Source organism: Pedobacter sp. TM02, assembly GCF_059705275.1.
The window spans coordinates 1,781,722-1,805,743 of sequence record NZ_AP046530.1 but is presented as its reverse complement, the minus strand read 5'-3'; the positions used below and the strand labels follow the sequence as shown (position 1 = coordinate 1,805,743).

Below are 24,022 nucleotides of genomic sequence, written 5' to 3'. Positions count from 1 at the left end.
TACATCTTGGCACCAAATCTACAGACTTATATCGGATAAATTTATCAAAAAAAGTTTGGTTACACGCTGGCAAATGCCTGAACACCTCTTGAGCAACTTTAAAAGATATCGCATTTTATATTCAAAAAATTGATACAACAATATTTGATATATCAATTATATTTTATTTATATTTGCGCATTCATAAATGCCTGAACTGGCCTATACACTATAAAGCTTACAACAATTTAATTAAAGAATATCCCTAAAAACATGAAGCGAACCATTTTAACCTCGATTATGATCCTGCTAACCACAGCTCAGTTCTTTGGGCAAACCGTAAAGCTGACCAAAACAGAAAAAGAACAGGTGATTAACAGTTTGATTGAAAAACTGAATGACAATTATATCTTCCTCGATGTTGCCCAAAAGGCATCAAAAAACATCAAAGCATTGCAAAAGAAAGGCAGTTATGACCAAATTGAGGAACCGGCAAAACTGGCGAAACTCCTAACAGAGCAGTTGCGTGAGGTGGTGCACGACAAGCACCTTAATTTATGGTATAGCCCCAAAAAACCGGTTGCCCCAACCTCACCACAAGCACAGGAAGAATCTTTTATGCGCCAGATGAAACGGGCTAACCTCGGCCTACCCAAAATAGATATTCTCGAAGGCAATGTCGGTTACCTAAAAATAGAGGGTTTTGGTCCGGTAAACAAAGTTGGCGAAACCTGTAGCGGCGCCATGATGTTTCTGGCCAATACCGATGCCTTGATTATTGACCTGCGCAACAACCAAGGCGGAGAGCCCGACCTGGTGCAGTACCTGGCCAGTTATTTCTTTGACGACAAGCCCGTACTGATCAACAGCCTTTATTACCGCAAAAAAAACAAAACCGACGAATATTGGACGGTTCCGGTGAAAGGCAGCAAATACATTGATAAGCCCGTATTTATCCTGATCAACAACTCAACTTTCTCTGCCGGAGAAGAACTGGCCTACGACCTTAAAACACAGCACAAAGCAGTATTAGTAGGGGAAACTACCGGTGGAGGCGCAAATGATGGCGAGGTTTTCGAATTGGGTAATGGATTTTTCGCTTTTATCCCAACCGGTAAAGCCATCAATCCAATTACAAACACCAACTGGGAAGGAACCGGTGTTGAACCAGATGTAGCCGTATCTGCCACCAAAGCACTTACAACAGCCCATCAAATGGCGCTGAAAGCCGTGATGGAAAAAATGCCCGAACAAGAAAAGCCCTTTTACGCCAAAGCGCTAGCCAACATCAAGGAGTAATATCATGAACAAACATTTTCTAGTTATCGCTTTATTTGTGTTATGCTCGGTTTCATGCCACAAGTCTGACCTTACCAATCCGATGGACAACATTCCTCAAATGCAATACAAGAACCTGGAGGATAGACGAATAACTTTTGGCAACAGCTATGCTTGCGATGTGGATGACGACGGGGTAAACGATTTTGCCATTCACACCGAATACCTTGGCAAGCCAGCAGAGCGTGTTGATTGCCAACAATTTTATTTTAGTGGTGCATTTCTCACTTATTCGCCGGTAGATTCGAACGAGCAAACACCATTGTTAAATACGGGAAATGCGATTGGAAAGAACAGCTATGCTAACCACTCCTGGTACAATGCCACGCACCTTCTATTGTCGGAAAAGGTAATCACCATGTCGGGTAATGATTATTGGCAGGGAAAATGGAAAGAGGTTTCGCATAAATACCTCGCTTTTGCAGTTAAGAAAAACGGCAAGCTCCATTATGCCTGGCTAGAATTATCGTTTTCCCAAAGTACTGAAGCGCTGATCCTGCATCGCGTGGGAATTGCCGTGCTGCCAGAAAGGGATGTCTTCGCCGGGAAATAGACTTTTAAACAAACAGCGCAAACTTGTTCGCATCAAAGCCTTTTCCAAAAAACCGGCTTACAAGAGGCTCTATTTATTTAAAAATGCTCATTTTCTCATCGTAAACAGGGCTCTGAATATTTAAGAAATTCAGGACACTGTGAAATACATAGTTTTGAGATAACATTTTATTGGGCTTGAGCTGTTTTGAACTATTATCAGAATACCAAACTATAAAAGGAATCTCATATTGTTCTTTAGGTGCAAAACTAATAGGCACTCCATGCATATACAGGTTTTTTTCGCCCAAAGATTCGCCGTGGTCTGACACAAAAAGCATAGCGCTTTTGTATGCTTTTAATTGTTTCAGGTCTTCAATTACCCGGTGAAGGATATAATCGGTGTAAACAATGGTATTGTCATAAGCATTGATCAGTTCTTCTTTAGAGCAGTTGGCCAATTCAACACTGTTGCACACGGGCTTAAAGGTTTCAAATTGTGGCGGGTATTTTTTGCTGTATGTTGGGCCATGGCTTGTACTGGTGTGCAGCACGATCAGTATCTTGTTTTTCTTGCTGGCCAAAATCCGTTCTTTTAATCCGGTTAACAGCACTTCATCGTATTGGCAACCTTCGCCCTTGCAATCCTTACCCAAAATTTCTTGGTTCTGGTATTCTTGGATATGAACCGGAGGCTCGCCCCAGTTTGTGGTTCTCCAAACAACGTCTACATCATTCCTATATAAATAATTAGGCAGGATTTCGTATAAATCGTCGCTATTGGTATGTTCTAAAATACATTTTACGCCTGCAGTGGTGTACGTGGCGCAGGATGTGGCATTAAAATGAAACAAATTCTGTGTTTGCGCAAGCAGCGGGTTCGTATTCTTCTTGTAGCCGTACAAAGAAAAATTTTGGCTTCTAGCCGACTCGCCTATCACGAGCACTACAACAGATTTCTCATTATCCCCGATGGTGGCATTTGGCAATAAAATTTCTTTCTTATTTTTTTGTTGCTCATGGATATAAAAACGTGAAATATTGACAACATAAGACCAAGGCATTGCCAAGCCTCCCAATTGTTTGGAATTTTTATCGATCCATAGCCAGTTGCTGGCATTGGCAAACACCAAAACGACAATAAACAACAGCGTTAACGAAGAAGTTAGAAAGAACTTCTTTAAGGATACATTTATTATTTTGACCTTAATAAGGTAGATGGCGGGGATTATACCGAGTACAACAATGTACAAGATAAGCTTTACAGAAAAAAAGCTGCTGGCTTCTTGGTAGTTGGTATTGAGCACATTGCCAATCATACTTTCGTCGATGATCACGCCATAAGTGTTTACAAAGTAAACCGCAACTGCGCTCAGGACAAAAAACAAGACCAGCAAAGATTTTCCAACAATCCGCGACAGAAAAAACAGCAGATAAAAAACAAAGGCGTTGGTAACCAGCATGAGGACCACCAGGCTGACGATAAGTACCATACTACTCAGGCTTTTATAATCGATATGATTAAAAACATAAGCATAAAACGGAAAATGAAAAAATAAAAAATTCAGCAAACTCATCAATAAAACAAAATGAGTTATCCTTAATTCAGTTTTTAGTATAGCCTTTAGCATAGACATGAATAACTTTAAATAGTGTAACTACCAAACTCGCCAGTGAAAGGTAAAAAATGATCAAATTTTCGTCAATGATTTTGTTGATTGCGCAAATACAGCAAACCAGGAAAAACAAAACAATAATTGGATAGTATTTTTTATCGCCGATCCATGCCCAAATCCTATATTTTCGGCTGATAAAAATACCGGCAAGCCCCGCAATATAGCCTATAATACTGCCTATTATAACATCAAGCGGATAATGTGCTCCTATGCCCACCCTGGTAAACGCGAGGATCAATCCCGCGATGATTATAAAAAAAGACCACAAAACCTTATGCTTCGGCTTTTGGGGCATCAATGAGAAAAGCAGCACGGCAAGTATCGTAAAAATTGTAACCGAATGTCCTGATGGCAAGCTGTTGTGCCCGGTCAGTGTTTTTCCGACGATCACAAAATCATGATGATCTAAAACTACGGCAGGCCTCGGCACTGCAAATATATACTTTAAAAGCTTGGAAAATGCACAAGAAACCAACAAGCCCGATAGTAAAGATTCCCATATTTTTGGGGCAAACACAATAAAGAGACCCAGAAACGATAAAAAAATCGATGCATCTCCCATTTGCGTAAGGTTATATTGGAGATGGGGATATTGGCTCAGGCTGTGGTTAATAAAAAGGAAACCGGATTTTTGGATCTGAATGTATTGATTAACGCCCAAGGCACCCCAACTATACAGCAATGCAGCAATTGCAGCCAACAAAAGTACGGGTAAAATAAACAAGGACAGCTTGAGTTTTGCGTAGTTCTTTAAAATATTTATCTCCATTATTTTTTGTGCTGATTGGTTTGCGCCTTAATTAGGGTGGTTTCGGACGATTGAAGGATTAAATGCTATTCCACCATCAAGCAGAAAATACAATGAAAGGGACACGAGAAGGGTTTGAGGGACGTCCCATATTTTTACTTGTTAAAAAAACAAATTACTGTATCAATTTTGTAGTAATTCTGAATTTACTAACCTAATAAAAAGTTGGCATATTATTTCGGAAACCCATATTAAATTTCAGCCTTAGAATCTGCCTGTTTTTTTCAGGCAAGGTTGCTGGACAGACAAAACAAAAAAGCCCCCTCTGTTTTCGCAGAAGAGGCTTTCGTTTGTCGGGGTGGCAGGATTCGAACCTACGACCTCCACATCCCAAATGTGGCGCGATACCGGGCTACGCTACACCCCGATCGGTATCTTGAGCTCAAGAATAAATTCTTAAGGCTGCAAAGATATAAAAATACCGACAAGATGATAAATTTTTTAAAAAATATTTAACCTATAAGCACAAGTTATCATCAGCCATCGCTAAAACTTATAGCTGTAGCCTAATCTAAAAACCTGTGTTTCTAAATAGTAGGTGCTTTTTAGCGTAAAACCATTGCCTATAACCGTTCTTTTGGTTTTGGGGCTATTGAAAAGATCGGTGCCATTCAAGAACAATTTGCCCTTCCCTTTTTGTAGCTGTCGCTTAATGCCCAAATCGACCGAAAACCTAGAACCAATGGTGCCCTGTGGCACAATATAACTTTGGCATCGGTTATTTTTTGTAAATTGAGGCAAATCAGTAAAACCGAAGTGTTATGTGGAAAATCTATGCCCTGCTTTCGGCCTTTTTTGCGGCAGCCACAGCCATTTTGGCCAAAGTTGGCATCAAAGGCATCAACGCCAACCTGGCAACGGCCATCCGTACGGTGGTTATCGTTTTTATAGCCTGGGGAATTGTATTGGCCACCGGCGAAATCAAGGAGATTAAAACGCTTACCAAACAAAATCTTATTTTTTTGGCACTTTCGGGCGTAGCCACAGGCTTATCGTGGATATTCTATTTCAAAGCCTTGGAAAAAGGCGACGTCTCGAAAGTAGCGCCCATTGACAAGCTCAGTGTTGCCATTGCCCTTGGTTTGGCCTTCTTGATTTTGAAAGAACCCATTGAAGCCAAAACCCTGATCGGGGCCTTGCTGGTGGTGGCTGGCAGCATTATTATTATCCTCTAGTACGCCCAAAAGAATTGCTTTTTCTACTACAGTATTGCTACAGAATGTTTGAGTTGATTTAAATTAAAAACTCATGAAAAAAAGATTTTTTTCGCTAGTGGTCTTGCTAGGTTGCGCGCTGCTAGGTACTGCCCAACAAAAAATCGGGCTTCATTTGCTCAAAGTCCATAAAATTGAAAGCGACGGTGGCTGGGACTACCTCTCTATCGACCAAAAGAATGGCTTATTGTATGTATCACATGGCAATCAGGTTAACATCATCAATAAAAACACAGGCGATTCTGTGGGCATCATCCGCAATACCCAGGGTGTACACGGCATTGCCATAGCCAACGAATTTAACAAGGGCTATACCAGCAATGGCAGAATGGGTTCTTGTACGGTTTTCGACCTGAAAACTTTCGCGGTAATTACACAGGTAAACGTTGAACAAAATCCAGATGCCATCTTTTTCGACAGCTTTTCTAAAAAGGTATTTGTTTTTAATGGCAAAAGCATGGATGCCAGCGTTATCGACCCTAAAACCGACAAGTTGATAGCAACCATCCCATTGGGTGGCAAGCCCGAAACCGGTGTTTCGGATGGCAAAGGCAAAATTTATGTAAACATGGAAGATACCGGCGAAATTATCTGTTTTGATGCCAATACTTTTAAAGTGCTTTCAAGATACAAGCTCAAAGGTGGCGAAGAACCTTCCGGATTGGCCATAGACAAAACGACCTCGAGATTGTTTACGGTTTGCAGCAACAAGGTAATGATTGTTATGGAAGCCGGCACTGGCAAAGAATTGGCGGTTTTACCCATTGGTGGTGGTGCCGATGGCGTAGTTTTCGACGAAACCACCAAAACCGCCTACAGTTCGAATGGCGAAGGCAATATAACGGTGGTCAAAGAATTAAACGCCCAACGTTTCGAGGTACAGGAAACCATTGCCACCAAAACAGGCGCCAGAACCATCGCCTTAGATACCCAAACCCACCATTTGTTTTTGCCTACTGCCGATTTTGAAAAAGCGGCGACGGCGAATGCACGCCCTAAGCGGGTTCCAAAAACCTTTCAGGTATTGGAATTTGGCAAATAACCATCCTATCGCCCCGAACCAAACAGCAATATTGCTTAACTGGACCGGGGCGATTCTATTTTTTCCATTAGCGGTAAAATTTCCTGATCAGGCTTGGCAAGGCAATAAGCAATAAAGGCAGGCCAACAATAAAACCACCAATTACGGCAATAGCCAAAGGCTGATGCAGCTGTGCTCCGGCACCAATACCCAGGGCCAACGGCATTAAGGCAATAATCGCACCCAAAGCAGTCATTAATTTGGGGCGCAAACGCGTAGAAATGGCATAGGTAATGGCATCGTCTACATTTTTTTCAGGCAGCGATTCTTTAAACTGCAGGAAAGTAAAAATGGCATTTTCGCCAATAATGCCCACAATCATAATCAATCCGGTATAACTGCCCACGTTTAATGGCGTATGGGTGATGAATAGCGCCAGGTAACTGCCCGAAATCCCCAACACGGCAATCAACAAAATGAGGAAGGCAATCTTAAAATCCTTGAACAAAAACAAAATAACGCTGAAAACCAGCAGGCTCGATGCAATTAAGATGGTCAACAATTCGGCAAAAGACTGTTGCTGTTCCTTGTAGGCCCCGCCATATTCGATGTGGTAGCCGGAAGGCAGGTTAACTTTTGAGCCAACGGCCGTTTGGATATCTTTCATGGCACTGCCCAAATCGCGGTTGTCTAAACGCGCGGTAACCACTCCTATCGACTGCAAGTTTTCCCTTTGTACTTCGGCACTGCCGGCCTGTATCGCTACCTTGGCCAACTGCTGTATCGGAATGGCCGTTCCATTGGGCAGGAATATCTTCATCCTGCCAATATCCTGGATACCAAAACTACGGCTGTTGGGATATACCATACGAATAGGCGACAGCAATTGCTGATCGTATAGATCGCCAATGAGGTTGCCCTGCATGGCCGTTTGTACCTGCGTTTGGAAACTCACAGGCGTAATGCCATATTGGGCCAACAAATTGAAATTAGGCTGAATATTGACCGTTGGACCCGAAAGCACAATACCATCAAAAACATCGGCCGTGCCGTTCACTTTCGAAACAATAGCAGCCACTTTTTTAGAAAGCGACTGCAATGTGGCCTGGTCGTTGCCAAAAACCTTCACTTCGATAGGTTGCGTAGAACTCATCAAATCGCCGAGCATATCTCCTATCACCTGTCCAAAATCGATTACCAAAGCCGGCTGGCTACTTTCAATTTGGCTACGGATTTCCGAAATCACTTCTTCTGTGGTTTTGGTCCTGTTTGGCTTCAACTGGATCAGGTAGTCGCCGGTATTGGGTTCGGTAATAAAAAAGCCCATTTGGGTACCTGTACGCCTCGAATAAGCCTGTACTTCGGGTATTTTAACCAGCTTTTTTTCTACTTCTTTCAACATCCTGTCGGTTTCTTCGAGCGAAGTTCCCGGTGGCGAAGCATAATCGAGTACAATACTGCCCTCGTCCATTTCGGGCAGGAATCCGGTTTGGAGATTTGGAAACACCAATACCACAGACAGCAACAACAAGGTCAGCAAAGCAAAACTGATCCACGAACGTTGGATAAAGTAGCGCACCCAGCGCTGGGATTTCACTTCCTGCACCTTTGTTTGGGCACGCAGCGCATGCTTTCCGCTATTTTTGGTCAGCAAAAGGTAAATCACCGGTAAACCGATCCAGGTTACAAAAAACGAGCACACGAGGGCAATAATCATGGTATTGGTCATCACCTGAAAATAAGAGCCGGCAACCCCCGTCATCAGTACAAAAGGGATAAAAATAACGATGGTACTGATAGAAGAACCCAACATGGCCGGAAACAGGTAATTAATGGCCCTAATGAGCAGGTTTACGGTTGGTTCTTCCGGATGCTCCTCATGTGTACGATGAATTTGCTCTACCACCACAATGGCATCGTCGATGATCAAGCCGATAGCCGCCGCAATGGCACCCAAAGTCATGATGTTTAGCGAATAGCCTACAAAGTAGAGCACAATGATGGTTAGGCAGAGCGTAATCGGGATGGTGATCAATATCGTGGCGCTGGCTTTAAGCGACCTTAAAAAAACAATGGCTACCACAATGGCCAGGGCTAGGCCAATCCAAAGACTGTCTCTAACGCTTTTTACCGATTCATTTACAAAATCGGCCTGTACATAATAAGGTTTGATGCTTACGCCCGCAGGCAACATCCTTTTCAATTGCTTTACTTTAGCATGCATTTGGGCTGATAAATCGACCAGATTGGCATTGGGCTGTTTGATTACCGCAATGAGCACGCCATCCTTGCCATTGGCATTGATGCGAGTATACTCTACGCTTTCCTGTATTTTGACGTTGGAAATATCTTTCAGCTGCACCATACGATTGCCTTTCCGGGCCAGTACCAGGTTTTCTAAATCAGTTTTGCTTTTCACCGTGGCATCGGTAACCGAGAGGTACAGGAAATGCGATTGCGAAAGATAGCCATTGGACTTCATGAAATTGGTTTGCCCCAAAGCGGTGCTTACCTCGTCGGGCGAAATGCTCAAGGCCTGCATTTTTTGCGGATCGAGCTCGACCCAGAATTCTTTGGTTTTGCCACCAATCACCCTGATTTCGGACACGCCGTTAACTTGCGATAAAAAGGGCTTAACTGTATAATCGGCTATGCGTTTGAGCTCGGCAGGCGATTTGGAATGGCTTTCTAAACTGTAGCCACTTACCGGCAAAATGGAAGGGTTCATTTTCTCGACCGAAATATTTACCCCAGGCGGCAAGAAGCCACTTATCTTTGCAATTTGTGCCTCGATACGTTGCTGACTGAGGTCGATATCGGCACCAGGGTTCATATAGGCCGATAATTCGCAGCTGCCTCTACTGGTGGTGCTCCTTACCAACTGCAAGTCGGGTACTTGTTTCACGGCATTTTCTAAGGGCCGGGTTACCGTAAGCACCATTTTATCGACCGGCTGAAGCTCGGCCTCGGCAATGATTTTTATTTTGGGAAAAGTAATTTCTGGAAACAACGAGGTTTTGAGCTGCAGAAAGGAATAGGCTCCGCCCAGCAATACAATAACCAATACGGCCAGGATAGGATTTTTATGGGAAAGAAAAAAGTTCTTCATCTTATTGCATGATTTTGACCTTCGCCGTATCGGCTATGCCGTAATTCCCAGTAGTTACAATACGATCGGTTGGCGCAAATTTGGGACTGAGCACCTCTACAAAGCCATTATTTTCGATTCCTTTTTTTACGTTTACCTTAACGGCGGTAGAATCGTTGATCATTTTCATTACCCAAAACTCTTCTTCGGTTTCATTGGCCAATAGGGCCGATTTAGGCAATACCTGGGTATTTGCACGGTTGCTTTTAATCAGTTTCACTTTGGCAATCAGTCCTTCGGGAATGGTAGTGGACGCATTTACCTTAAGGATATAGCGTTGGGTTTGCGCCAGCGAATCGACCGAAGGCATGGTACCCGCCAAGCTACCCTGCAGGCGCTGTCCGTCGGGCAATTCAATGCTGATGTTTTTGTTGATATGGATCAGTTGGTTGTACTCATAAGGCAAATCGAGCAAAAACACCAAACTGTTGCGGTTGCTGATGGTAGCCAAGGCCTCACCATCTTGAACGTAATCGCCTTTTTGGTGATTTACCTGTACAATCAGGCCAGCTTGGGCGGCCCTGATCTGGGCAACACCAGAAAATTTGAGGCTGGGATCGAGCTTGTTTACGCTGTTGCCAATGGCCTTGGCTTCTTTGGTAATCAAACTGAAAAGCAATTGTCCGTTACCCACCTGCTTGCCGGTTTGCGCATTGGCGGTTTGGATATAGCCGTTGATGTTTGCCTTGACAAAACTTTTTTGCAGGTAGGCCGATACGGCGTTTACATCAATGGTTTCCAACAGCGAGGTATCTGCCACCGAAACTACCTGTACAGGTGTGACAGGTACGGGCGGTTCGGCTTCAGTATCGGTTTGTTGCTGGCAGGACGTTAAAGCCAATAGTGCAAAAACCGCAGGACATAAAATTTTGATAGCGCCTTTCATATGAATTAATTGTTCCAGTAGTTAAATTGATTAATAAGTTTGAGCCTATTGATGGTGGTTTGTCTCAACAGTTGCTGTGCGGCCAGGTAATTATTAATGGCAATGACATAATCTGCCACACGCACATCGCCGGTGCGCAATAGTTTGCTGTCTACCTCAATCAGTCCCTTGGCAAACTTAAGCTGCTGGTTCAGCGGACCAAACAAGCTTTCGCTGGCATGGAGCTGTTGCGCAATCAAACGCAGCTGTTGTCGCTGCTGGCGCAGAAAGAAATCTTTGTAATAGGCCGACGACGACAGGCCCAGGCTCAGTTTTTCGTATTGCATTTTGCGCTGATGCCCGTCGTAAATTGGAATAGACAAGGTAAAACCCACACTTGTCCCAAAATTTTTATAGGGTTGCAACACAAAAGAAGAATTATAGCCACCATTGGCATACACGCCAAATTTGGGCTGGTAATTGAGGTCAATAGCTTGTTTTTGGTTCAGGTTTTTCAAACTGTCGATGGTAAAACGCCGCACAAAAAAGCCGTTGTCCATTTGCGCCACCTTGCGCTCTAATTTGGGTTCGGCCAGGGCCACCGTAGCCGTATCTGTAATTCCGGCCAGGTAGTTCAAGTTGGCATAATCATTTTTGTACTGGATTTCAGCCTGTTTTAAAGCCAATTGTTGTTGTTGCAGGGTAACCAAAAAGGTAAGGTATTCTGATTGCTTGTACACATTGCTACGAGTCAATTGCTTAAGCAGGTGCTCCTCTTGCTGGAGCAAATGCGTAAGTTCTTGGTTAAATGCCACTTCTTGCTGACTGGCATAAGCCGAAATGTATTGATCGGTTATTGATTTTTTAAGATCGAAAAGCGAAAGCTGGCTGGCATATTTAACCGAATCGTTTTGCAACTTAACGCCTGCTAGCTGGTTATTGATTCTTTTTTTGTTCAGTACATCGTAGTTAACGGTAAGCAAGGCTTCTAAAGCCTGTCCGTTGGTGAGCACTTCATCGTAGCCATAGCCCTTAACTACCGGCGCATATAAACCCGCAGCACTGGCCGAAACTTGTGGCTTTTTGGTGGCAAGCGCCAGGAGGCTATCTATTTTAAGCGATTGCTGCTGGTTTTTGTAGTCTTTGAGCACGGGACTGAGGCGTATGGCTTCCTGCAGGAAATCGTCGATGCTCTTCAATTGCGTTTGTGCGCTAGCTACAAGGGCCTGCATGAGCATTATGGTGCAAAAAATCAAAAATCTCGAGATGATTTTCATCAATAAAGCGGATTTATTGTACTTAAAGTTATTGAAGAAAGTTGAAGAATTGCCACCATTAGACAGTCGCATCATCAACTTGATTTTAAAATTTATAACTGGCCATCAGCCCGTTAGCACCCTCCTGCCTATAGGGCATTACCGAAAGGTTTTGTACCGATTTACTGGTAAATACCCTTCTGATGTAAGGATAAACAAGGTAGGCGATTTTGGTAGAAGCTATACCAAAGCCCGCTCCCGCAACCACATCGCTAAACCAATGCTTGTTGTTGTACATGCGCAAAGTGCCGGTAGCCGTGGCTACAAAATAACCCGCATAGCCGTACCACGGCGAAACGCCTTTATACTCTTGGTATAAAAATTCGGCTGCTGCAAAAGCCGAGGCCGTATGGCCAGAGGGGAATGAATTGAAACCCGAATGATCTGGGCGAGGACGCTGTACCCCATTTTTAACCAAATGGGTTGAAAGCCCCATAATGGCTGCCGAGGTTACATACAGCATCGAAGCGTCCAATAAATTGTGCTGGCCTTTTATTCCGGCCAGGTTCAGTCCGTAAACAGCCAAGGCCGGCGCAAACTGGATGTAATCGTCAACATGGGCTGCAAACAGCGGGTGATCTTCCTGCAATTCGGCCCTGGTGCTTTCATCAAGTTCCTTTAATGCACCATTGTTGTAAACCGCGGCAAAGCCATAACCCATTAAGGCTACAGGGGCAATAAATGCAGCAGGCCTGAATTTAAGCGGTTTTATTTCCTGGTGGATATTCCGTAATGCGATTTGTTGTGCATCTGCCAAAGCCAGTGTATCTGGCTGCTGTGCTAAACAGGTACCAGCCGTACACAACAACAGCAGGGTGCCTGTTAAAGTGTTTTTCATTTTGGAGAGAGGTAAACTAAGGTTTAATGGAATTGCCCTGGGCATCAAAAAGCAAATCTTTGCCTTTTACCTCTGCCTCGTAAACTACTTTGCCATCGGCTTTGGTAATTTTGGCCGCTTCGGCAACTTTTTGGCCTTTCAGCTTCATTTTTACCGCATCTGGCAGTTCAGACACCTTAATTTCTACTTCGGTTTCCAGCAATACGCCTTGCGGGGTATACACTTCACTGGTTTCTTTGCCGTTTAAGGTAAATCCGGCTTCAAAGTTGGCTTTTTCCATCTCCCAGCTTACCTTGTTCAAACCCGCATGATTTTTGGCAAAGGCCGCTTTTACCGTGGCCGGCACTTTACTGGCATTTACTTTTTGGGCATAGCTTGTCGAAACCGCAAGCCCTAGTGCTAAAGATAATACAGCTATTTTTTTCATGGTGCTCATTTTTGAATAAAACTAGCATCCAATTATGTAGCAATTCTGTAGCTAAAATGTAGAAATCCTAAAGCCTTAGCTAGGGCTTAAAATTGATGGTAAACTGATGCTGCTGGTGCTGATACGCATAACGGATCTCGAAGCCATACAAGGCACAGATCTGTTTGCCAATGGCCAATCCAAGACCCATGCCCTCAGAAGCGGCCGATTTGGAAAAGCGTTCGAACAGCTGATGGTCGAGTGCTGCATTTTTGCCCGTATTGCTGATTTGCAACGAATCGGCCTGCAGCTTGATGCTCACAGTGCCGCCGGTGTGGTTGTGCCTAATGGCATTGCTTAGCAGGTTGTTCAACAGAATATCGGCCAGGTACTTGCTCATTTGCACGGTACAAGGTGCCAATTCGAGGTGCAAAACAAGGCCATCTTTTTCGAAAAGTTCTTGAAACTGCCTGGTTTTATTGGCCACCAGCTCTTCCATCGCAATCTCCTGCAAATCGGGAATGAGGTTATTTTCTATTTTGGCCAACAGCAGCAGCGATTGGTTGATCCTAAACAAACGCCCAACGCCATGATAAATATCTTCCAGTATTTCGCCCTGCTCGGCGGTAAAGGATTCGGTCTGCAATAACGAATCGAGCTTGGAATTGATAATGGCCAAAGGGGTCATCATTTCGTGCGAAGCATTGTCGGCAAAGCTTTTAAGTTCCTTATAATCTTGTTTTACGCGGGCAGCCATGGCATTAGCCGAACGGTTCAGCTCCCTAAATTCGTCAATATGGGTAGGCTCCTGCACAATATCGCCCATCTTGGTCAGTTCATAGGTCTTCATGTGGTTCAGGATGGCATAAAAAGGCCTCCATAACCTATTCAATACAAAGCGATTGATGAGCATGAGGGCCAACAACAGGATAATGGTTACCCCCAGCGTAATGAGCAGGATAATGCGTACCAGGTCTTCCGACTCTACCCTTGATTTGATGATGGTAACCTCATATTTTCTGCCGTTCAGGCTTACCGAAGTCACCAAACTTCTGCCCGGTTCGGTTTCGTGCTCTTTGGCATTGAGGTATTCGGTATAATAGAACCTGCGAACACCTACACTGGTATCGCGCAGTTCGCGGTAATGCACCTGCTGGTCGATATAACTGGAAGGCAACGGCAACTTACCGTAATGCTTGACATATTGGATAATCTCTTCTTCTTCCACCACCAGATCCTTATCCAGTTTTTCGGTAAGGATGAAGTGGATGACGGTATAATAGATAATGCCAGTGATAATAAGCACCAGCAAGGAAACAAGCAGGTTAACGCGGTTATATCTGGTGGCCAATTTCATTTAATTGCCAAATTTATAGCCAATTCCGTAAATAGACTTGAGGTAATCGGGCGAACCGTTTTCCAGCAGTTTTTTGCGCAGGTTTTTGACATGGGTATAGATAAAGTCGAAATCGTCGGCTATATCCATTTCATCGCCCCACAAATGCTCGGCCATGGCATTTTTGGTCACTACCTTTCCCTTATTGGCCAAAAAATAAACCAGTAGCTCAAATTCTTTTTTGGTGAGCGCCACCGGCTTTTTGCTCACGGTAACGGTCATGGCCATTACGTCTACATTAATTTCATGATAGGCAATTACATTGTCGCCATCAAAATTCTTGCGCCTTACAATGGCACTTACCCTGGCTTTGAGTTCGGAGAGGTGAAATGGTTTTACCAAATAATCGTCGGCGCCCAAATCGAGGCCTGCCAGTTTAGAATCGAGCGAATGCCTGGCCGAGATGATGAGTACACCATCCTTCTTTTTCAGTTTTTTCAGGTCCCTCAGCAGTTCCATACCCTCGCCATCGGGCAAGCCAAGATCGAGCAGAATACAATCATAACTGTAAAGGGCTATTTTTTCGGAGGCCGACCGGTAGTTCGAGGCCGATTCGCAAATATTGCCCTCTTCCGTAAAATAGCTCAATATGCTATCGCGTAAAGCCTTCTCGTCTTCGATAACCAGGATTTTCATGTTTCAAATTAATGAAATTAAACGTCAAGAACACAAATCAAATCAATTGTTGCAGCAGGCGGATGTTTTTTTCTTTGCAAATCTGCAATTTATGCCGTCCGAAGCTGGTGAAATATTGGTGGTTCAGCAACATTTTCAAATTGATCGAATTCCATTGCAAAGGGGTATACTCCAAACCGATTACCTCTTCCCACTCCTGCTTAAGCGACTGCGCAAAGGCGAGGTAGTTATCCATCGAGAAATGATAAAAATCGGCATCGCAGATTACCTTTTCTACAAGGCAAACAGGCTGTTGCGGAAACCGGGTGGCCAAAATGCAGGTGCTTACCTCGTCTAGCCGGTGCTTGGCCAAACCATAAGCAGCCAAAAACTGAACCGCGATTTCTACACTGGCCAATTCATGCTGCTGATAGGTTTCGGTATAGCCGGTATCGTGGAACCAGGCGGCCAACAGTACTGTTTCGAGCTCTTCGGCATCAAGACCGGCATTCATTCCAATCTCCCGGGCAGCGTTCACTACATATTGGGTATGGGCCACATTGTGAAAATAGAGCTTGGCACTCAGTTTCTCGCGAAAGAGCTGCTGCACAAAATCACTAACCAAAGCCTCTAACTGAACAAAATCCATAACTTAATAACGCACAATTTAGCGGTTAATTCTGTAGAGATTTTGAAGTAAACGAATTCGGCGCAACGAATTGAAAATTGTTTGCAACTATTTGGCACCCTGCTACGTCTAAGTTAAGTGGCCGGGCTTAAGCCCGGCTACACCAGCAAAACCAAACCAACTACAACATGACTTCTAATCATACTCAAAACCAACAACTTGAACAGTTTAAGGTAAACATTAAGATTAGGCTTGCCTTTTTATGGACAGCCGTAATGTTCTGTTATGTATATGGCGATTTCTTCTCGCTTTTTGTACCGGGCCGCCTCAAAAATCTCATGGCCGGACATTCGGGCGTAGGCCAAACCACACCTTATGCCTTATTGGGCTTTGCCCTGATGATGAGCATTCCGGCGCTGATGATTTTCCTCTCGGTTTCATTAAAAGCGAAAGCCAACAAAATAGCCAATCTGGTGGCTGGACTTCTGTTCAGTTTAATCATGGCTATGATTTTAGCTACTTCTCTAGACAAATGGATGTTGTTTTACGGCTATTTGGCCCTTGTAGAGATTATTTTAACCGCCATCATTGTATGTCTGGCTATTACCTGGCCAAAACAAAACCCCAACAACCATGAAGACTGACCAAAAAACCGCACGCCTTGCCGGAGCCATTTACCTGGTGGTAGTGCTTACCGGCACATTTAGCTTGGGCTATGTACCTTCAAAACTTATTTTTTGGGACGAGCCTGCCAAAACACTGCATAGCTTAACCGAATCTGTACAATTGTTGAGATGGGATATAGTGAGCAGCATGCTCTGTTACCTAGCCTTTTTGGCCTTGCCCTTAGCTTTGTACCAGCTCTTGAGGCAGGTAAACGAAAACTGTGCTAAACTGATGGTTATTCTGGCTATCGTAAGCGTACCCATTGCCTTGCTTAACCTGCAACATAAATTTGATGTGCTCACCTTGGTCGATGCGCCGGCATACCTCAAGGGCTTAAGTACCCAGCAGATTCAGGAGCAGGTACTTTTCTCGCTTGATAGCTACGGCCATGGCATTAAAATCGTGCAACTGTTTTGGGGCTTGTGGTTGTTGCCTTTTGGTTATTTGGTTTACCACTCCAACCGGTTACCAAAAGTATTGGGCATCTTTTTGATGCTGGGCTGTTTTGGCTACCTCATCAATGTTTTTGCAAGCATCGCCATGCCTCATTACAGCAGTTATGGTATAGCAAGCTACATCAGGATGCCAGCCAGCATTGGCGAAATAGGCGCCTGCTTATGGTTATTGATAATGGGAATTAAGGCAAAGAAAAATGTAGATTAATCAGTTCAAAAACAACAAGCTAACGTGACGCTACTTAAACAAATCATTTACCTTGACGCGAACAAAATAAAGATCGCCAACGCCTTCGTATAAAATGCCGATAGTGTTTTCGTCGATCATGGTCAGCGCCGAATAGCCATACGATTCGCGTTCGTCGATAAGCAGCTGTGCCCCTTCGCTCCAGGTTTGCCCGAGGTCTAAACTGGTTTTAAGCGTCAGATTTTTCCTCGAAACCGACGAATTGGGATTGCTGAAAAACAGCACGTCTTTTAGCTTGCCCTTTACTTTGGCCCTGGCACGGATGAGGCTGCCCATACAAATAGGGTCGGCTAAGGTATTGGCCGAAGTAGGATGCATCTGCCAGGTTTGTCCAAAATCGTTGGTCGTGGCTATGCTCCTGAATTTTCCGGCATTGTCTCGCATGTTGAGCAGCAGTTGTCCGGGCGAGGTTTCTACCACAGCGCTTTCGGTGGTATTGTTTTTGGCACCTATGCCAGCTTTCCAACTTTGCCCATGGTCTTTGCTGTAAATTATGGTGGAGTGTGGCAGTTTATTTTCATCCCAATATTGCGCCGGAAACACCAAAGTTCCATCGGCCATTACCGAGCCCGTACCCGGACCGTTAAAAAACAGGTTCCACTTCGGATTTTTTACTTCGGCGGTAATGCTTGTCGGTTTCGACCAAGTCAGCCCATCGTCGGTACTCTTTACCAAAACCAATTGCCCAGTTTCATCAGGCAAAAGCCCTGGTTTTGAACCAGCTATAGAACGATTGCCCTTGCTCCATAAGGCAGCTACCCAAAGGGTATGGGTTTGGGTATCGTATAAAATAGCAGGATCGCCCACCCCATTGTTTTCGTTGGGCTCGCCCATGTCCATAACTACTTTCATCGGCTCCCACGTTTCGCCCCTGTCTAGACTTCGGCTCATGCCTACATCAATATTAGCGGGCAAATCCCTGGCATTGAGGTAACGGATATCGTAAACCGAAATCAGTGCACCAGCAGCTGTGGTGGCAATGCCTGGTATGCGGTAGGTATTTACCTTGTCGTCGCCATGCTTCCTAACTATGCTTCCTATCCTAAACACAAACTGCTTCCTGTTCAAACGGACCTGCTTGCCGTTGTCGACCAAAAAATAATCGGGTTGCAGCATCAGCTGATGTGCCAGCTTTGCCGAGTTTTTCAGCACGATATTAAGCCAGAGGTGATGCCCGTTAAAAGTGTACGATCCGTTGAACTTGATGGTAAATTTCCGGCCTTTGATTCGGGTTTCGCCCAGCAAACGTCTGCTTGTAAAATGGCTTAGTGTATCAGAATCATACAGCTCTATTTTTTCGATATCGTTAAGTACTTCGGCACCAATGGTACCCGAAAAGGCATTTAATCGTAATGGGCTTGGATTTTCAACAGAAAACCTGAGCACGGGGTTTTGATTGGCTTGCGTAAAAACAGGCTGATTTTTGGCCAACAGGCTGATTTTAATGTCTTGAGCGCTAACCGGAGCAGGCCAAAAAAAAACCGTTGCGGCTAACCATAGGAAGATGTTTTTCATGAAGATATTAGGTAGTTGTTGTAACACCAAAAATAGGAATAGCACCGATATAATCCATAAAAATTATCACCTATGCCCTATCGCTTCATTTTCGGCTCAAAATTTGCCATCATCTCAACAAACCAAATCGACCTCCATGAAAAACCTGGTTGCGCTATTGTTATTGGCCTCATTTGGCTTTAATGTTGCTGCTCAAAAAAAGCCTGTGGCTAAACGGAAGGTCGTTTTGGGTACTACCGAAGCTTTTGAACAGTTGCCTAAGCTTCGGGCCAATGAGGTATCTGAAGCTGCATTTAACCAATTGCCAAGCCCCAAGGCTTGGACCATGCCCTATGTTGAAACCGAAAACGGCCATTTTTATATCCAAACGGCCAAAGGCAGGCAAAAATTTAAAACATACAGCAATGGTGGTGCGCGCAAGGGATGGAACGGCTATGAACTCTTGGGCTTTTTGTCACGTTTAAATTATTATGCCATTTCCAACAACTCATCGGCTGAGGGTATTGGTTTTGGACAGTTGTTTTTGCTCGACGCTAAAAACGGGTTTAGATACCCTATTGCTTCTTTTGGCGACTGGCATGTGGGTTTGCCTCTCCCATCGGTAAACTACTTGAATTTTGTTTATTACGAAAACACCGCCTATCAACATAAAAACACAGATATCGGTGTTTTGCAATACGACCCTAAAGCGCCTGTAGGCCAGGCTTGGAAAGCGATCGCCAGTTTGCATAGCAATGATTTTGCCGTGGAAGAAATCAGGTGGGCCAGCGACAGTGTATTTTACATCAAAGGCTATGAAGAAGTTTACCAGCAACAAAAATGGTTAAAAAACTACAGCTATTATCAAGTTGAACTTCCGCAAAACAGTGGCCACCCTAGCATCAACCGGCAGTAGTTTCGAGATCTTGATATACCAATAGCTTGCCCTCAAAACAATACCAAATTTGGTTTTCGGCAACAAAATACGGCGAGGAAGGATCTCTATCTATTTCCCTTTCCAATTTGGCGGTTGGCAGGTGGTAGATGATCATTTTATCGCGTTTGATGATCACAAGTTTTTCGTTGTTGAGGTATTTGGCATCATTGAAATTATCGTAGTAATGGCTATATGGAGTTTCGATAACCTGAATTGGCTTCTTTTCTTCGCTAGGAATGGCATAAACATAAATATTCATATTTCCTGGATAAGTATAATACAGCACTACAAATTCGTCTAGTCTGTAATTAAACGTCAGGTTTCTGAAAGCCCCCTCAAGCCCCACTTCAGCCATATCATAATGTTGCTTTAAGGTTTGGCCATCCAAAACTTCAACAATTTTAACACCTTGGGCTCCATAAGTTGGGTTTTCAGCAATAAAACCAAACCTACCGGTATGGCCTAAAGCAACCAGTTCTTCGATATATTCATAATCAAACTCCTTTTCTCCTATTAAATCTTCATTACCCAGCAGTTCAAAAAACGTCTCTTCGCCAGTTTCGGGCCAAAAAACCAATAGATCGTTAAAATCAAAAAACGATTGAGAATTGATGACGAAAAGTTGGTCTTGGCCAAAAGCGGCATGAGCTATATCCTTGTGCTTAAATGTCTTTTGGATCTGCTGTCTACCATCAAACCCATAACGCTCAAAACTAAACTCATCGAAATTACGACCGTCGCTAATCAGATTGGAGTTGTGATAGCTATAGCTGAACACCCGGCCAAATAAAATAACTTCTTCTTTTTCAAAATCGACCTTGAAAAAATGGAGCATTTCCAGCTCTCTAAATTTTCCGGCCACACCATTATTCGTCTCATGAAATTGTTTTTCGGGTGCGTAATTGGGATAATTATGGGGAAAGCCCGACCGGTATAAAGGAAAATATTCGGTTATCATTTTCGAAAACGATAAATCCAGGGCAAATTCGTTCGCTAGCTGCTCATCTTGCGTATCAATGATGGTTAAGTAATAATAGCCGTCCTTTTTATAATGAAGCAAAGCCAGCTTATGCCTTGCCGAACAATAATCCAATCGGACGATGTGGTATTGTTGCCCGAAAACGTCAACATGACCGCCACCTATGTAAATCGGTAATGCTGCAACTTTCTCTTCAGGTTCTTCGATAAGGTCATGATTATCTTTATTAGATTGGAGGAAATACTCCAAATCACTTTCTCTTTTTGGTTTCATCAGCCATTTAACAATCCCAACTATGATTAAAACGATGACGGCTATGCTTGCGCCCATGCTATTTAAGCTTTTTAATTAAACATTAACAAATTAATCAAACTTAAGTCAATTTATAACAAAAGGATTCCAGCTTTCAAGTTTTTGTTATGTTCTTCAGAATGTCTTCATATTTTAAACCTAAATTTATTGGATATGAAGGCAACCTCCCAAACAATTACACCCAAATACTCGTCCAAAACGCGTTTTTGGCACTGGGCTAATACATTGGTCATTTCCGGATCGTTATTAACCGTATTGGTCAATGCTACCTTGTTCGATGGCGGTTCGAGCAGCAGTTTCATTCAAAAAGAGCTGGCCAATGCTGGTGCCAACGTTTCGCAACAACAAGCCAGGTCGGTAGCGCACGGCCTCGAAGACCAGGTTTGGGATGTACATAGCTATTTTGGCTACGCCTTGGCCGCGCTATTCCTTTTTCGGATTATTGCAGAAATAGCTTCCAAAAAGGATTACAGCTTTATTCAGAATTTTAAGCTCACCTTAAAACGCTACCTGTCTAACCAAGCTGTTAAAAGCCAGGCCAGGTATGAATTGGGCATCAAATCGCTCTATGTTCTCTTTTATGTACTGCTATTCGTTATGGTAGCCACCGGCCTTACCATTGCCTTTAAAGCCGAACTTGGCCTTGACAAATCCTTCAGTCATTCGCTAAAAGAAATCCACGGGTTTTGCATGTACCCTATCCTCGGCTTTATCGCTTTGCATGTTGGCGGGGTTTATTTGGCCGAAAACAAGGATAAAAAGGGAATTGTTTCTGATATGATTAACGGAGGGCTCAAAAACTGAATATGACGACCAATCACCACGAAACGCACCTCAAAAGCTCCGACTTCATTACTGATGTAGTGATTGGGATGAGCGATGGGTTAACAGTACCTTTTGCATTGGCAGCCGGCCTGAGCGGCGCGGTAAGCAGCAATGCGATTGTGATTACGGCAGGCATCGCCGAAATTGTGGCTGGTTGCATTGCCATGGGACTGGGTGGGTATCTGGCCGGAAAAACCGAACAGGAGCACTACGAAAGCGAGCTGCAAAGAGAATACGATGAGGTAGCGCATGTACCCGAAAAAGAAAAACAAGAAATAAAGGACATTTTCGCCGCTTATGGCATCAGCGAAAGCGGGCAGGAACTGTTGGCCAATGAACTGTCGCGCGACAAGGATAAATGGGTCGATTTTATGATGAAATTTGAACTGGGACTGGAAAAACCGAATGTCAACCGGGCCCGAAATTCGGCGCTTACCATCGGTACGGCTTATTTTATAGGTGGCCTATTGCCCCTATCGGCTTATTTTTTTACGGCTACACCGGCCAACGGATTGATAGTTTCGGCCTTGTTCACTACCATCTGTCTTTTTGTTTTTGGCTATTTCAAAAGCAAAATTACAGGCCAACGCCCTATTGCCGGCGCACTCAAGGTAACCTTAATCGGCTTGCTTGCCGCCGCCGCCGCCTTTGGCATTGCCAAATTGGTGGCATGATTAATAATAAACTGCAATAAAAACGTTAAATACACCATATGAAAAATCTTTTGCTGATTGCCTGCTACCTCCTAATCACTTCATTTACGGCTTGGGAGCCTAATTTCGAAAATGCCAAGAAAACGGCCAAACAAGACCATAAACTTATTTTGCTCAACTTTTCGGGTTCCGATTGGTGCGGCCCCTGCATACGCATGCACAAGGAGATTTTTGGGGATGCTGCATTTTTGGAAATGGCCGGAAAAAATCTAGTCATGGTTAATGCGGATTTTCCCCGAAGCAAAAAAAACCAACTGGCACCCAATATCAAGAAACAAAACGAAATATTGGCCGACAGCTACAACGCCTCCGGAAAATTTCCTTATACCGTTTTGCTCAATGCCGACGGCAAAGTAATCAAAGCTTGGGATGGTTTGCCCGATGAAAATGCCCAGGCTTTCGCCAACGAAGTAAAACAGCTCTGCGATGCCAACAGATAGCGCCATTGCGACACTCCAGGCCTTTAAAAAGGCAGAAAAACTGATGGGCAACCGCTTCGAGATTACGGTAGTTGGGCCAGATCAGGCATGGGCCGAAGCCAAAATCGAGTTGGCTATAGCCGAAATCAGGAGAATAGAGCGCCTGCTCACAACTTTTGACGAAGAGAGCCAAACCAACCAAATCAATGCCCAGGCTGGTATTGCACCCGTAAAAGTAGACCGTGAGGTTTTCGAATTGGTACAACGTGCTCTGCGAATTTCGACAATTACGGATGGGGCTTTCGACATTACCTACGGTTCGATAGACAAAAGGCTTTGGAATTTCGACCGGCAAATGACGGCCTTACCCGACGAAAGTACGGCCCGAAGCCTGGTTAGGCTCATCAATTATAAAAACGTCATTTTAAACGAAGCCGACTGCAGCATCATGCTCAGAGAAAAAGGCATGCGCATTGGGTTTGGGGGTATTGGCAAGGGCTATGCAGCCGAAATGGCCAAGGCTTTGCTACTTAAAGAAGGCGTAAAAAGCGGTATCGTTAATGCATCGGGCGATTTGACTACCTGGGGCAACCAAGCCAACGGCAGTCCCTGGACCATTGGCATTGCCAATCCCGACCACCGAGAACTGCCCTTTTCATACCTCAATGTGACCGATATGGCCGTGGCTACCTCTGGCAACTACGAAAAGTTTGTTCAGATCAACGGCAAAAAATATTCGCACACCATCAATCCCAAAACCGGACTGCCGGTTACGGGCATCAAAAGCGTTACCATCATCAGCCCGAATGCAGAAATTGCCGATGCCATGGCCACACCAGTAACCATTATGGGTATTGTGGCAGGACTGAACCTGATCAACCAGATCAAACATTTGGCTTGTATCATTATTGACGACGACAATCGGATTTACACCACAAAAAACATCAATATACAATGAGAAGAAGGAATATTAAAAATGGACTTGTCCCCGCCGTGATAGCGGTTGCGGTACTGCTCGTTTCTTCCTGCACTACGGTAAAGGAATACCAAAAAAACAAGCTCAACGATGCAGAAATGGCTTTGGCTAACCGCAAGGTGGAAAAAACAGAATTGAGTTTTCAGGGCTATCGCGAAGGATCTTCAGGAGCCAATGCCGGCAAAAGTGGCGGTGGCTGTGGCTGTAATTAACCAAGAAA

General features: G+C 44.1%; 25 protein-coding genes and 1 tRNA gene. 12 read left to right on the top strand and 14 right to left on the bottom strand.

Annotated elements, in window-relative coordinates; genetic code table 11:
* Positions 1-252: 252 nt before the first annotated feature.
* Together AC6H1S_RS07630 and AC6H1S_RS07625 are read left to right on the top strand one after the other, a co-directional pair.
* A complete protein-coding gene (locus tag AC6H1S_RS07630) occupies positions 253-1,278 on the top strand; it encodes a S41 family peptidase (RefSeq protein WP_497565748.1) in 1,026 nt (341 codons plus the stop codon).
* Between the two features lie 4 nt (positions 1,279-1,282).
* On the top strand, positions 1,283-1,870 hold the full coding sequence (locus tag AC6H1S_RS07625; RefSeq protein WP_497565747.1) for a hypothetical protein: 588 nt from the start codon (positions 1,283-1,285) through the stop codon (positions 1,868-1,870).
* 73 nt (positions 1,871-1,943) lie between these two features.
* Here the strand turns inward: AC6H1S_RS07625 and eptA are convergent, their stop codons facing one another.
* From eptA to AC6H1S_RS07605, 4 genes are all read right to left on the bottom strand, one after another.
* Positions 1,944-3,479: a phosphoethanolamine--lipid A transferase EptA gene (eptA, locus tag AC6H1S_RS07620; protein WP_255530782.1), complete on the bottom strand. Its 1,536-nt coding sequence runs from the start codon at positions 3,477-3,479 to the stop codon at positions 1,944-1,946.
* Complete coding sequence (locus tag AC6H1S_RS07615; protein WP_497565746.1) at positions 3,454-4,293, bottom strand: phosphatase PAP2 family protein; 840 nt, start codon at positions 4,291-4,293, stop codon at positions 3,454-3,456. The genes eptA and AC6H1S_RS07615 overlap by 26 nt, the downstream gene beginning before the upstream one ends.
* A gap of 332 nt (positions 4,294-4,625) precedes the next feature.
* Positions 4,626-4,699: transfer RNA gene (locus AC6H1S_RS07610), tRNA-Pro, on the bottom strand.
* 119 nt (positions 4,700-4,818) lie between these two features.
* Entirely contained in the window at positions 4,819-5,073 is a 255-nt protein-coding gene (locus AC6H1S_RS07605; RefSeq protein ID WP_497565745.1) for an outer membrane beta-barrel protein, read from the bottom strand.
* A gap of 20 nt (positions 5,074-5,093) precedes the next feature.
* Here AC6H1S_RS07605 and AC6H1S_RS07600 point away from each other — a divergent pair, with 20 nt between their 5' ends.
* Positions 5,094-5,507 carry an EamA family transporter gene (locus AC6H1S_RS07600; protein WP_497565744.1) on the top strand — a complete coding sequence of 138 codons (414 nt, stop codon included), beginning with the start codon at positions 5,094-5,096 and terminating at the stop codon, positions 5,505-5,507.
* A 73-nt stretch (positions 5,508-5,580) separates the two neighbouring features.
* Entirely contained in the window at positions 5,581-6,588 is a 1,008-nt protein-coding gene (locus AC6H1S_RS07595) for a YncE family protein (RefSeq protein WP_497565743.1), read from the top strand.
* Positions 6,589-6,655: 67 nt separating this feature from the next.
* Here AC6H1S_RS07595 and AC6H1S_RS07590 read toward each other — a convergent pair whose 3' ends face one another.
* The 8 genes from AC6H1S_RS07590 to AC6H1S_RS07555 form a co-directional block, all read right to left on the bottom strand.
* Positions 6,656-9,676 carry an efflux RND transporter permease subunit gene (locus tag AC6H1S_RS07590; protein WP_497565742.1) on the bottom strand — a complete coding sequence of 1,007 codons (3,021 nt, stop codon included), beginning with the start codon at positions 9,674-9,676 and terminating at the stop codon, positions 6,656-6,658.
* A gap of 1 nt (position 9,677) precedes the next feature.
* Positions 9,678-10,601: an efflux RND transporter periplasmic adaptor subunit gene (locus tag AC6H1S_RS07585; RefSeq protein WP_497565741.1), complete on the bottom strand. Its 924-nt coding sequence runs from the start codon at positions 10,599-10,601 to the stop codon at positions 9,678-9,680.
* Between the two features lie 5 nt (positions 10,602-10,606).
* The gene (locus AC6H1S_RS07580) at positions 10,607-11,932 is read right to left on the bottom strand and encodes a TolC family protein (RefSeq protein WP_497565740.1); all 1,326 of its coding nucleotides are present in this window, start codon (positions 11,930-11,932) and stop codon (positions 10,607-10,609) included.
* A gap of 10 nt (positions 11,933-11,942) precedes the next feature.
* Positions 11,943-12,734 carry a phosphatase PAP2 family protein gene (locus tag AC6H1S_RS07575; protein ID WP_497565739.1) on the bottom strand — a complete coding sequence of 264 codons (792 nt, stop codon included), beginning with the start codon at positions 12,732-12,734 and terminating at the stop codon, positions 11,943-11,945.
* Between the two features lie 16 nt (positions 12,735-12,750).
* Complete coding sequence (locus AC6H1S_RS07570) at positions 12,751-13,161, bottom strand: hypothetical protein (RefSeq protein ID WP_497565738.1); 411 nt, start codon at positions 13,159-13,161, stop codon at positions 12,751-12,753.
* A 79-nt stretch (positions 13,162-13,240) separates the two neighbouring features.
* Complete coding sequence (locus tag AC6H1S_RS07565; RefSeq protein ID WP_497565737.1) at positions 13,241-14,497, bottom strand: sensor histidine kinase; 1,257 nt, start codon at positions 14,495-14,497, stop codon at positions 13,241-13,243.
* Positions 14,498-15,172 (bottom strand): response regulator transcription factor, encoded by a 675-nt coding sequence (locus AC6H1S_RS07560; protein WP_497565736.1) that lies wholly within the window; start codon positions 15,170-15,172, stop codon positions 14,498-14,500.
* A gap of 37 nt (positions 15,173-15,209) precedes the next feature.
* Positions 15,210-15,800 carry an HD domain-containing protein gene (locus AC6H1S_RS07555; protein ID WP_497565735.1) on the bottom strand — a complete coding sequence of 197 codons (591 nt, stop codon included), beginning with the start codon at positions 15,798-15,800 and terminating at the stop codon, positions 15,210-15,212.
* Between the two features lie 167 nt (positions 15,801-15,967).
* Between AC6H1S_RS07555 and AC6H1S_RS07550 the strand changes: the two genes are divergently transcribed.
* The gene (locus tag AC6H1S_RS07550) at positions 15,968-16,423 is read left to right on the top strand and encodes a DUF6326 family protein (RefSeq protein ID WP_497565734.1); all 456 of its coding nucleotides are present in this window, start codon (positions 15,968-15,970) and stop codon (positions 16,421-16,423) included.
* A complete protein-coding gene (locus tag AC6H1S_RS07545) occupies positions 16,413-17,108 on the top strand; it encodes a DUF4386 domain-containing protein (RefSeq protein ID WP_497565733.1) in 696 nt (231 codons plus the stop codon). Before AC6H1S_RS07550 ends, AC6H1S_RS07545 begins: the two co-directional genes overlap by 11 nt.
* 30 nt (positions 17,109-17,138) lie before the next feature.
* On the opposite strand, the gene AC6H1S_RS07540 is transcribed toward AC6H1S_RS07545, so the two are convergent.
* Positions 17,139-18,662 (bottom strand): exo-alpha-sialidase, encoded by a 1,524-nt coding sequence (locus tag AC6H1S_RS07540; protein ID WP_497565732.1) that lies wholly within the window; start codon positions 18,660-18,662, stop codon positions 17,139-17,141.
* Positions 18,663-18,798: 136 nt separating this feature from the next.
* On the opposite strand from AC6H1S_RS07540, the gene AC6H1S_RS07535 reads away from it, so the two are divergent.
* The gene (locus tag AC6H1S_RS07535) at positions 18,799-19,557 is read left to right on the top strand and encodes a hypothetical protein (protein WP_497565731.1); all 759 of its coding nucleotides are present in this window, start codon (positions 18,799-18,801) and stop codon (positions 19,555-19,557) included.
* Here AC6H1S_RS07535 and AC6H1S_RS07530 read toward each other — a convergent pair.
* The gene (locus AC6H1S_RS07530) at positions 19,544-20,830 is read right to left on the bottom strand and encodes a hypothetical protein (RefSeq protein WP_497565730.1); all 1,287 of its coding nucleotides are present in this window, start codon (positions 20,828-20,830) and stop codon (positions 19,544-19,546) included. The genes AC6H1S_RS07535 and AC6H1S_RS07530 overlap by 14 nt on opposite strands.
* A 192-nt stretch (positions 20,831-21,022) precedes the next feature.
* Between AC6H1S_RS07530 and AC6H1S_RS07525 the strand changes: the two genes are divergently transcribed.
* Genes AC6H1S_RS07525 through AC6H1S_RS07505 form a run of 5 tightly spaced genes read left to right on the top strand, consistent with a single transcriptional unit; the run spans position 21,023 to position 24,014 of the window.
* Positions 21,023-21,673 carry a cytochrome b/b6 domain-containing protein gene (locus AC6H1S_RS07525; RefSeq protein WP_199141374.1) on the top strand — a complete coding sequence of 217 codons (651 nt, stop codon included), beginning with the start codon at positions 21,023-21,025 and terminating at the stop codon, positions 21,671-21,673.
* A 2-nt stretch (positions 21,674-21,675) separates the two neighbouring features.
* A complete protein-coding gene (locus tag AC6H1S_RS07520; protein ID WP_497565729.1) occupies positions 21,676-22,368 on the top strand; it encodes a VIT1/CCC1 transporter family protein in 693 nt (230 codons plus the stop codon).
* A gap of 38 nt (positions 22,369-22,406) precedes the next feature.
* The gene (locus AC6H1S_RS07515; protein WP_497565728.1) at positions 22,407-22,847 is read left to right on the top strand and encodes a thioredoxin family protein; all 441 of its coding nucleotides are present in this window, start codon (positions 22,407-22,409) and stop codon (positions 22,845-22,847) included.
* Positions 22,834-23,784 (top strand): FAD:protein FMN transferase, encoded by a 951-nt coding sequence (locus tag AC6H1S_RS07510; protein ID WP_497565727.1) that lies wholly within the window; start codon positions 22,834-22,836, stop codon positions 23,782-23,784. The genes AC6H1S_RS07515 and AC6H1S_RS07510 overlap by 14 nt, the downstream gene beginning before the upstream one ends.
* Entirely contained in the window at positions 23,781-24,014 is a 234-nt protein-coding gene (locus tag AC6H1S_RS07505; RefSeq protein WP_497565726.1) for a DUF4266 domain-containing protein, read from the top strand. Before AC6H1S_RS07510 ends, AC6H1S_RS07505 begins: the two co-directional genes overlap by 4 nt.
* Positions 24,015-24,022 lie beyond the last annotated feature (8 nt).

Coding starts and splice junctions, on each gene's coding strand:
- AC6H1S_RS07630 (WP_497565748.1), top strand. CDS start 253: ATGAAGCGAACCATTTTAACCTCGATTATGATCCTGCTAACCACAGCT.
- AC6H1S_RS07625 (WP_497565747.1), top strand. CDS start 1,283: ATGAACAAACATTTTCTAGTTATCGCTTTATTTGTGTTATGCTCGGTT.
- eptA (WP_255530782.1), bottom strand. CDS start 3,479: ATGCTAAAGGCTATACTAAAAACTGAATTAAGGATAACTCATTTTGTT.
- AC6H1S_RS07615 (WP_497565746.1), bottom strand. CDS start 4,293: ATGGAGATAAATATTTTAAAGAACTACGCAAAACTCAAGCTGTCCTTG.
- AC6H1S_RS07600 (WP_497565744.1), top strand. CDS start 5,094: ATGTGGAAAATCTATGCCCTGCTTTCGGCCTTTTTTGCGGCAGCCACA.
- AC6H1S_RS07595 (WP_497565743.1), top strand. CDS start 5,581: ATGAAAAAAAGATTTTTTTCGCTAGTGGTCTTGCTAGGTTGCGCGCTG.
- AC6H1S_RS07590 (WP_497565742.1), bottom strand. CDS start 9,676: ATGAAGAACTTTTTTCTTTCCCATAAAAATCCTATCCTGGCCGTATTG.
- AC6H1S_RS07585 (WP_497565741.1), bottom strand. CDS start 10,601: ATGAAAGGCGCTATCAAAATTTTATGTCCTGCGGTTTTTGCACTATTG.
- AC6H1S_RS07580 (WP_497565740.1), bottom strand. CDS start 11,932: ATGATGCGACTGTCTAATGGTGGCAATTCTTCAACTTTCTTCAATAAC.
- AC6H1S_RS07575 (WP_497565739.1), bottom strand. CDS start 12,734: ATGAAAAACACTTTAACAGGCACCCTGCTGTTGTTGTGTACGGCTGGT.
- AC6H1S_RS07570 (WP_497565738.1), bottom strand. CDS start 13,161: ATGAAAAAAATAGCTGTATTATCTTTAGCACTAGGGCTTGCGGTTTCG.
- AC6H1S_RS07565 (WP_497565737.1), bottom strand. CDS start 14,497: ATGAAATTGGCCACCAGATATAACCGCGTTAACCTGCTTGTTTCCTTG.
- AC6H1S_RS07560 (WP_497565736.1), bottom strand. CDS start 15,172: ATGAAAATCCTGGTTATCGAAGACGAGAAGGCTTTACGCGATAGCATA.
- AC6H1S_RS07555 (WP_497565735.1), bottom strand. CDS start 15,800: ATGGATTTTGTTCAGTTAGAGGCTTTGGTTAGTGATTTTGTGCAGCAG.
- AC6H1S_RS07550 (WP_497565734.1), top strand. CDS start 15,968: ATGACTTCTAATCATACTCAAAACCAACAACTTGAACAGTTTAAGGTA.
- AC6H1S_RS07545 (WP_497565733.1), top strand. CDS start 16,413: ATGAAGACTGACCAAAAAACCGCACGCCTTGCCGGAGCCATTTACCTG.
- AC6H1S_RS07540 (WP_497565732.1), bottom strand. CDS start 18,662: ATGAAAAACATCTTCCTATGGTTAGCCGCAACGGTTTTTTTTTGGCCT.
- AC6H1S_RS07535 (WP_497565731.1), top strand. CDS start 18,799: ATGAAAAACCTGGTTGCGCTATTGTTATTGGCCTCATTTGGCTTTAAT.
- AC6H1S_RS07530 (WP_497565730.1), bottom strand. CDS start 20,830: ATGAAACCAAAAAGAGAAAGTGATTTGGAGTATTTCCTCCAATCTAAT.
- AC6H1S_RS07525 (WP_199141374.1), top strand. CDS start 21,023: ATGAAGGCAACCTCCCAAACAATTACACCCAAATACTCGTCCAAAACG.
- AC6H1S_RS07520 (WP_497565729.1), top strand. CDS start 21,676: ATGACGACCAATCACCACGAAACGCACCTCAAAAGCTCCGACTTCATT.
- AC6H1S_RS07515 (WP_497565728.1), top strand. CDS start 22,407: ATGAAAAATCTTTTGCTGATTGCCTGCTACCTCCTAATCACTTCATTT.
- AC6H1S_RS07510 (WP_497565727.1), top strand. CDS start 22,834: ATGCCAACAGATAGCGCCATTGCGACACTCCAGGCCTTTAAAAAGGCA.
- AC6H1S_RS07505 (WP_497565726.1), top strand. CDS start 23,781: ATGAGAAGAAGGAATATTAAAAATGGACTTGTCCCCGCCGTGATAGCG.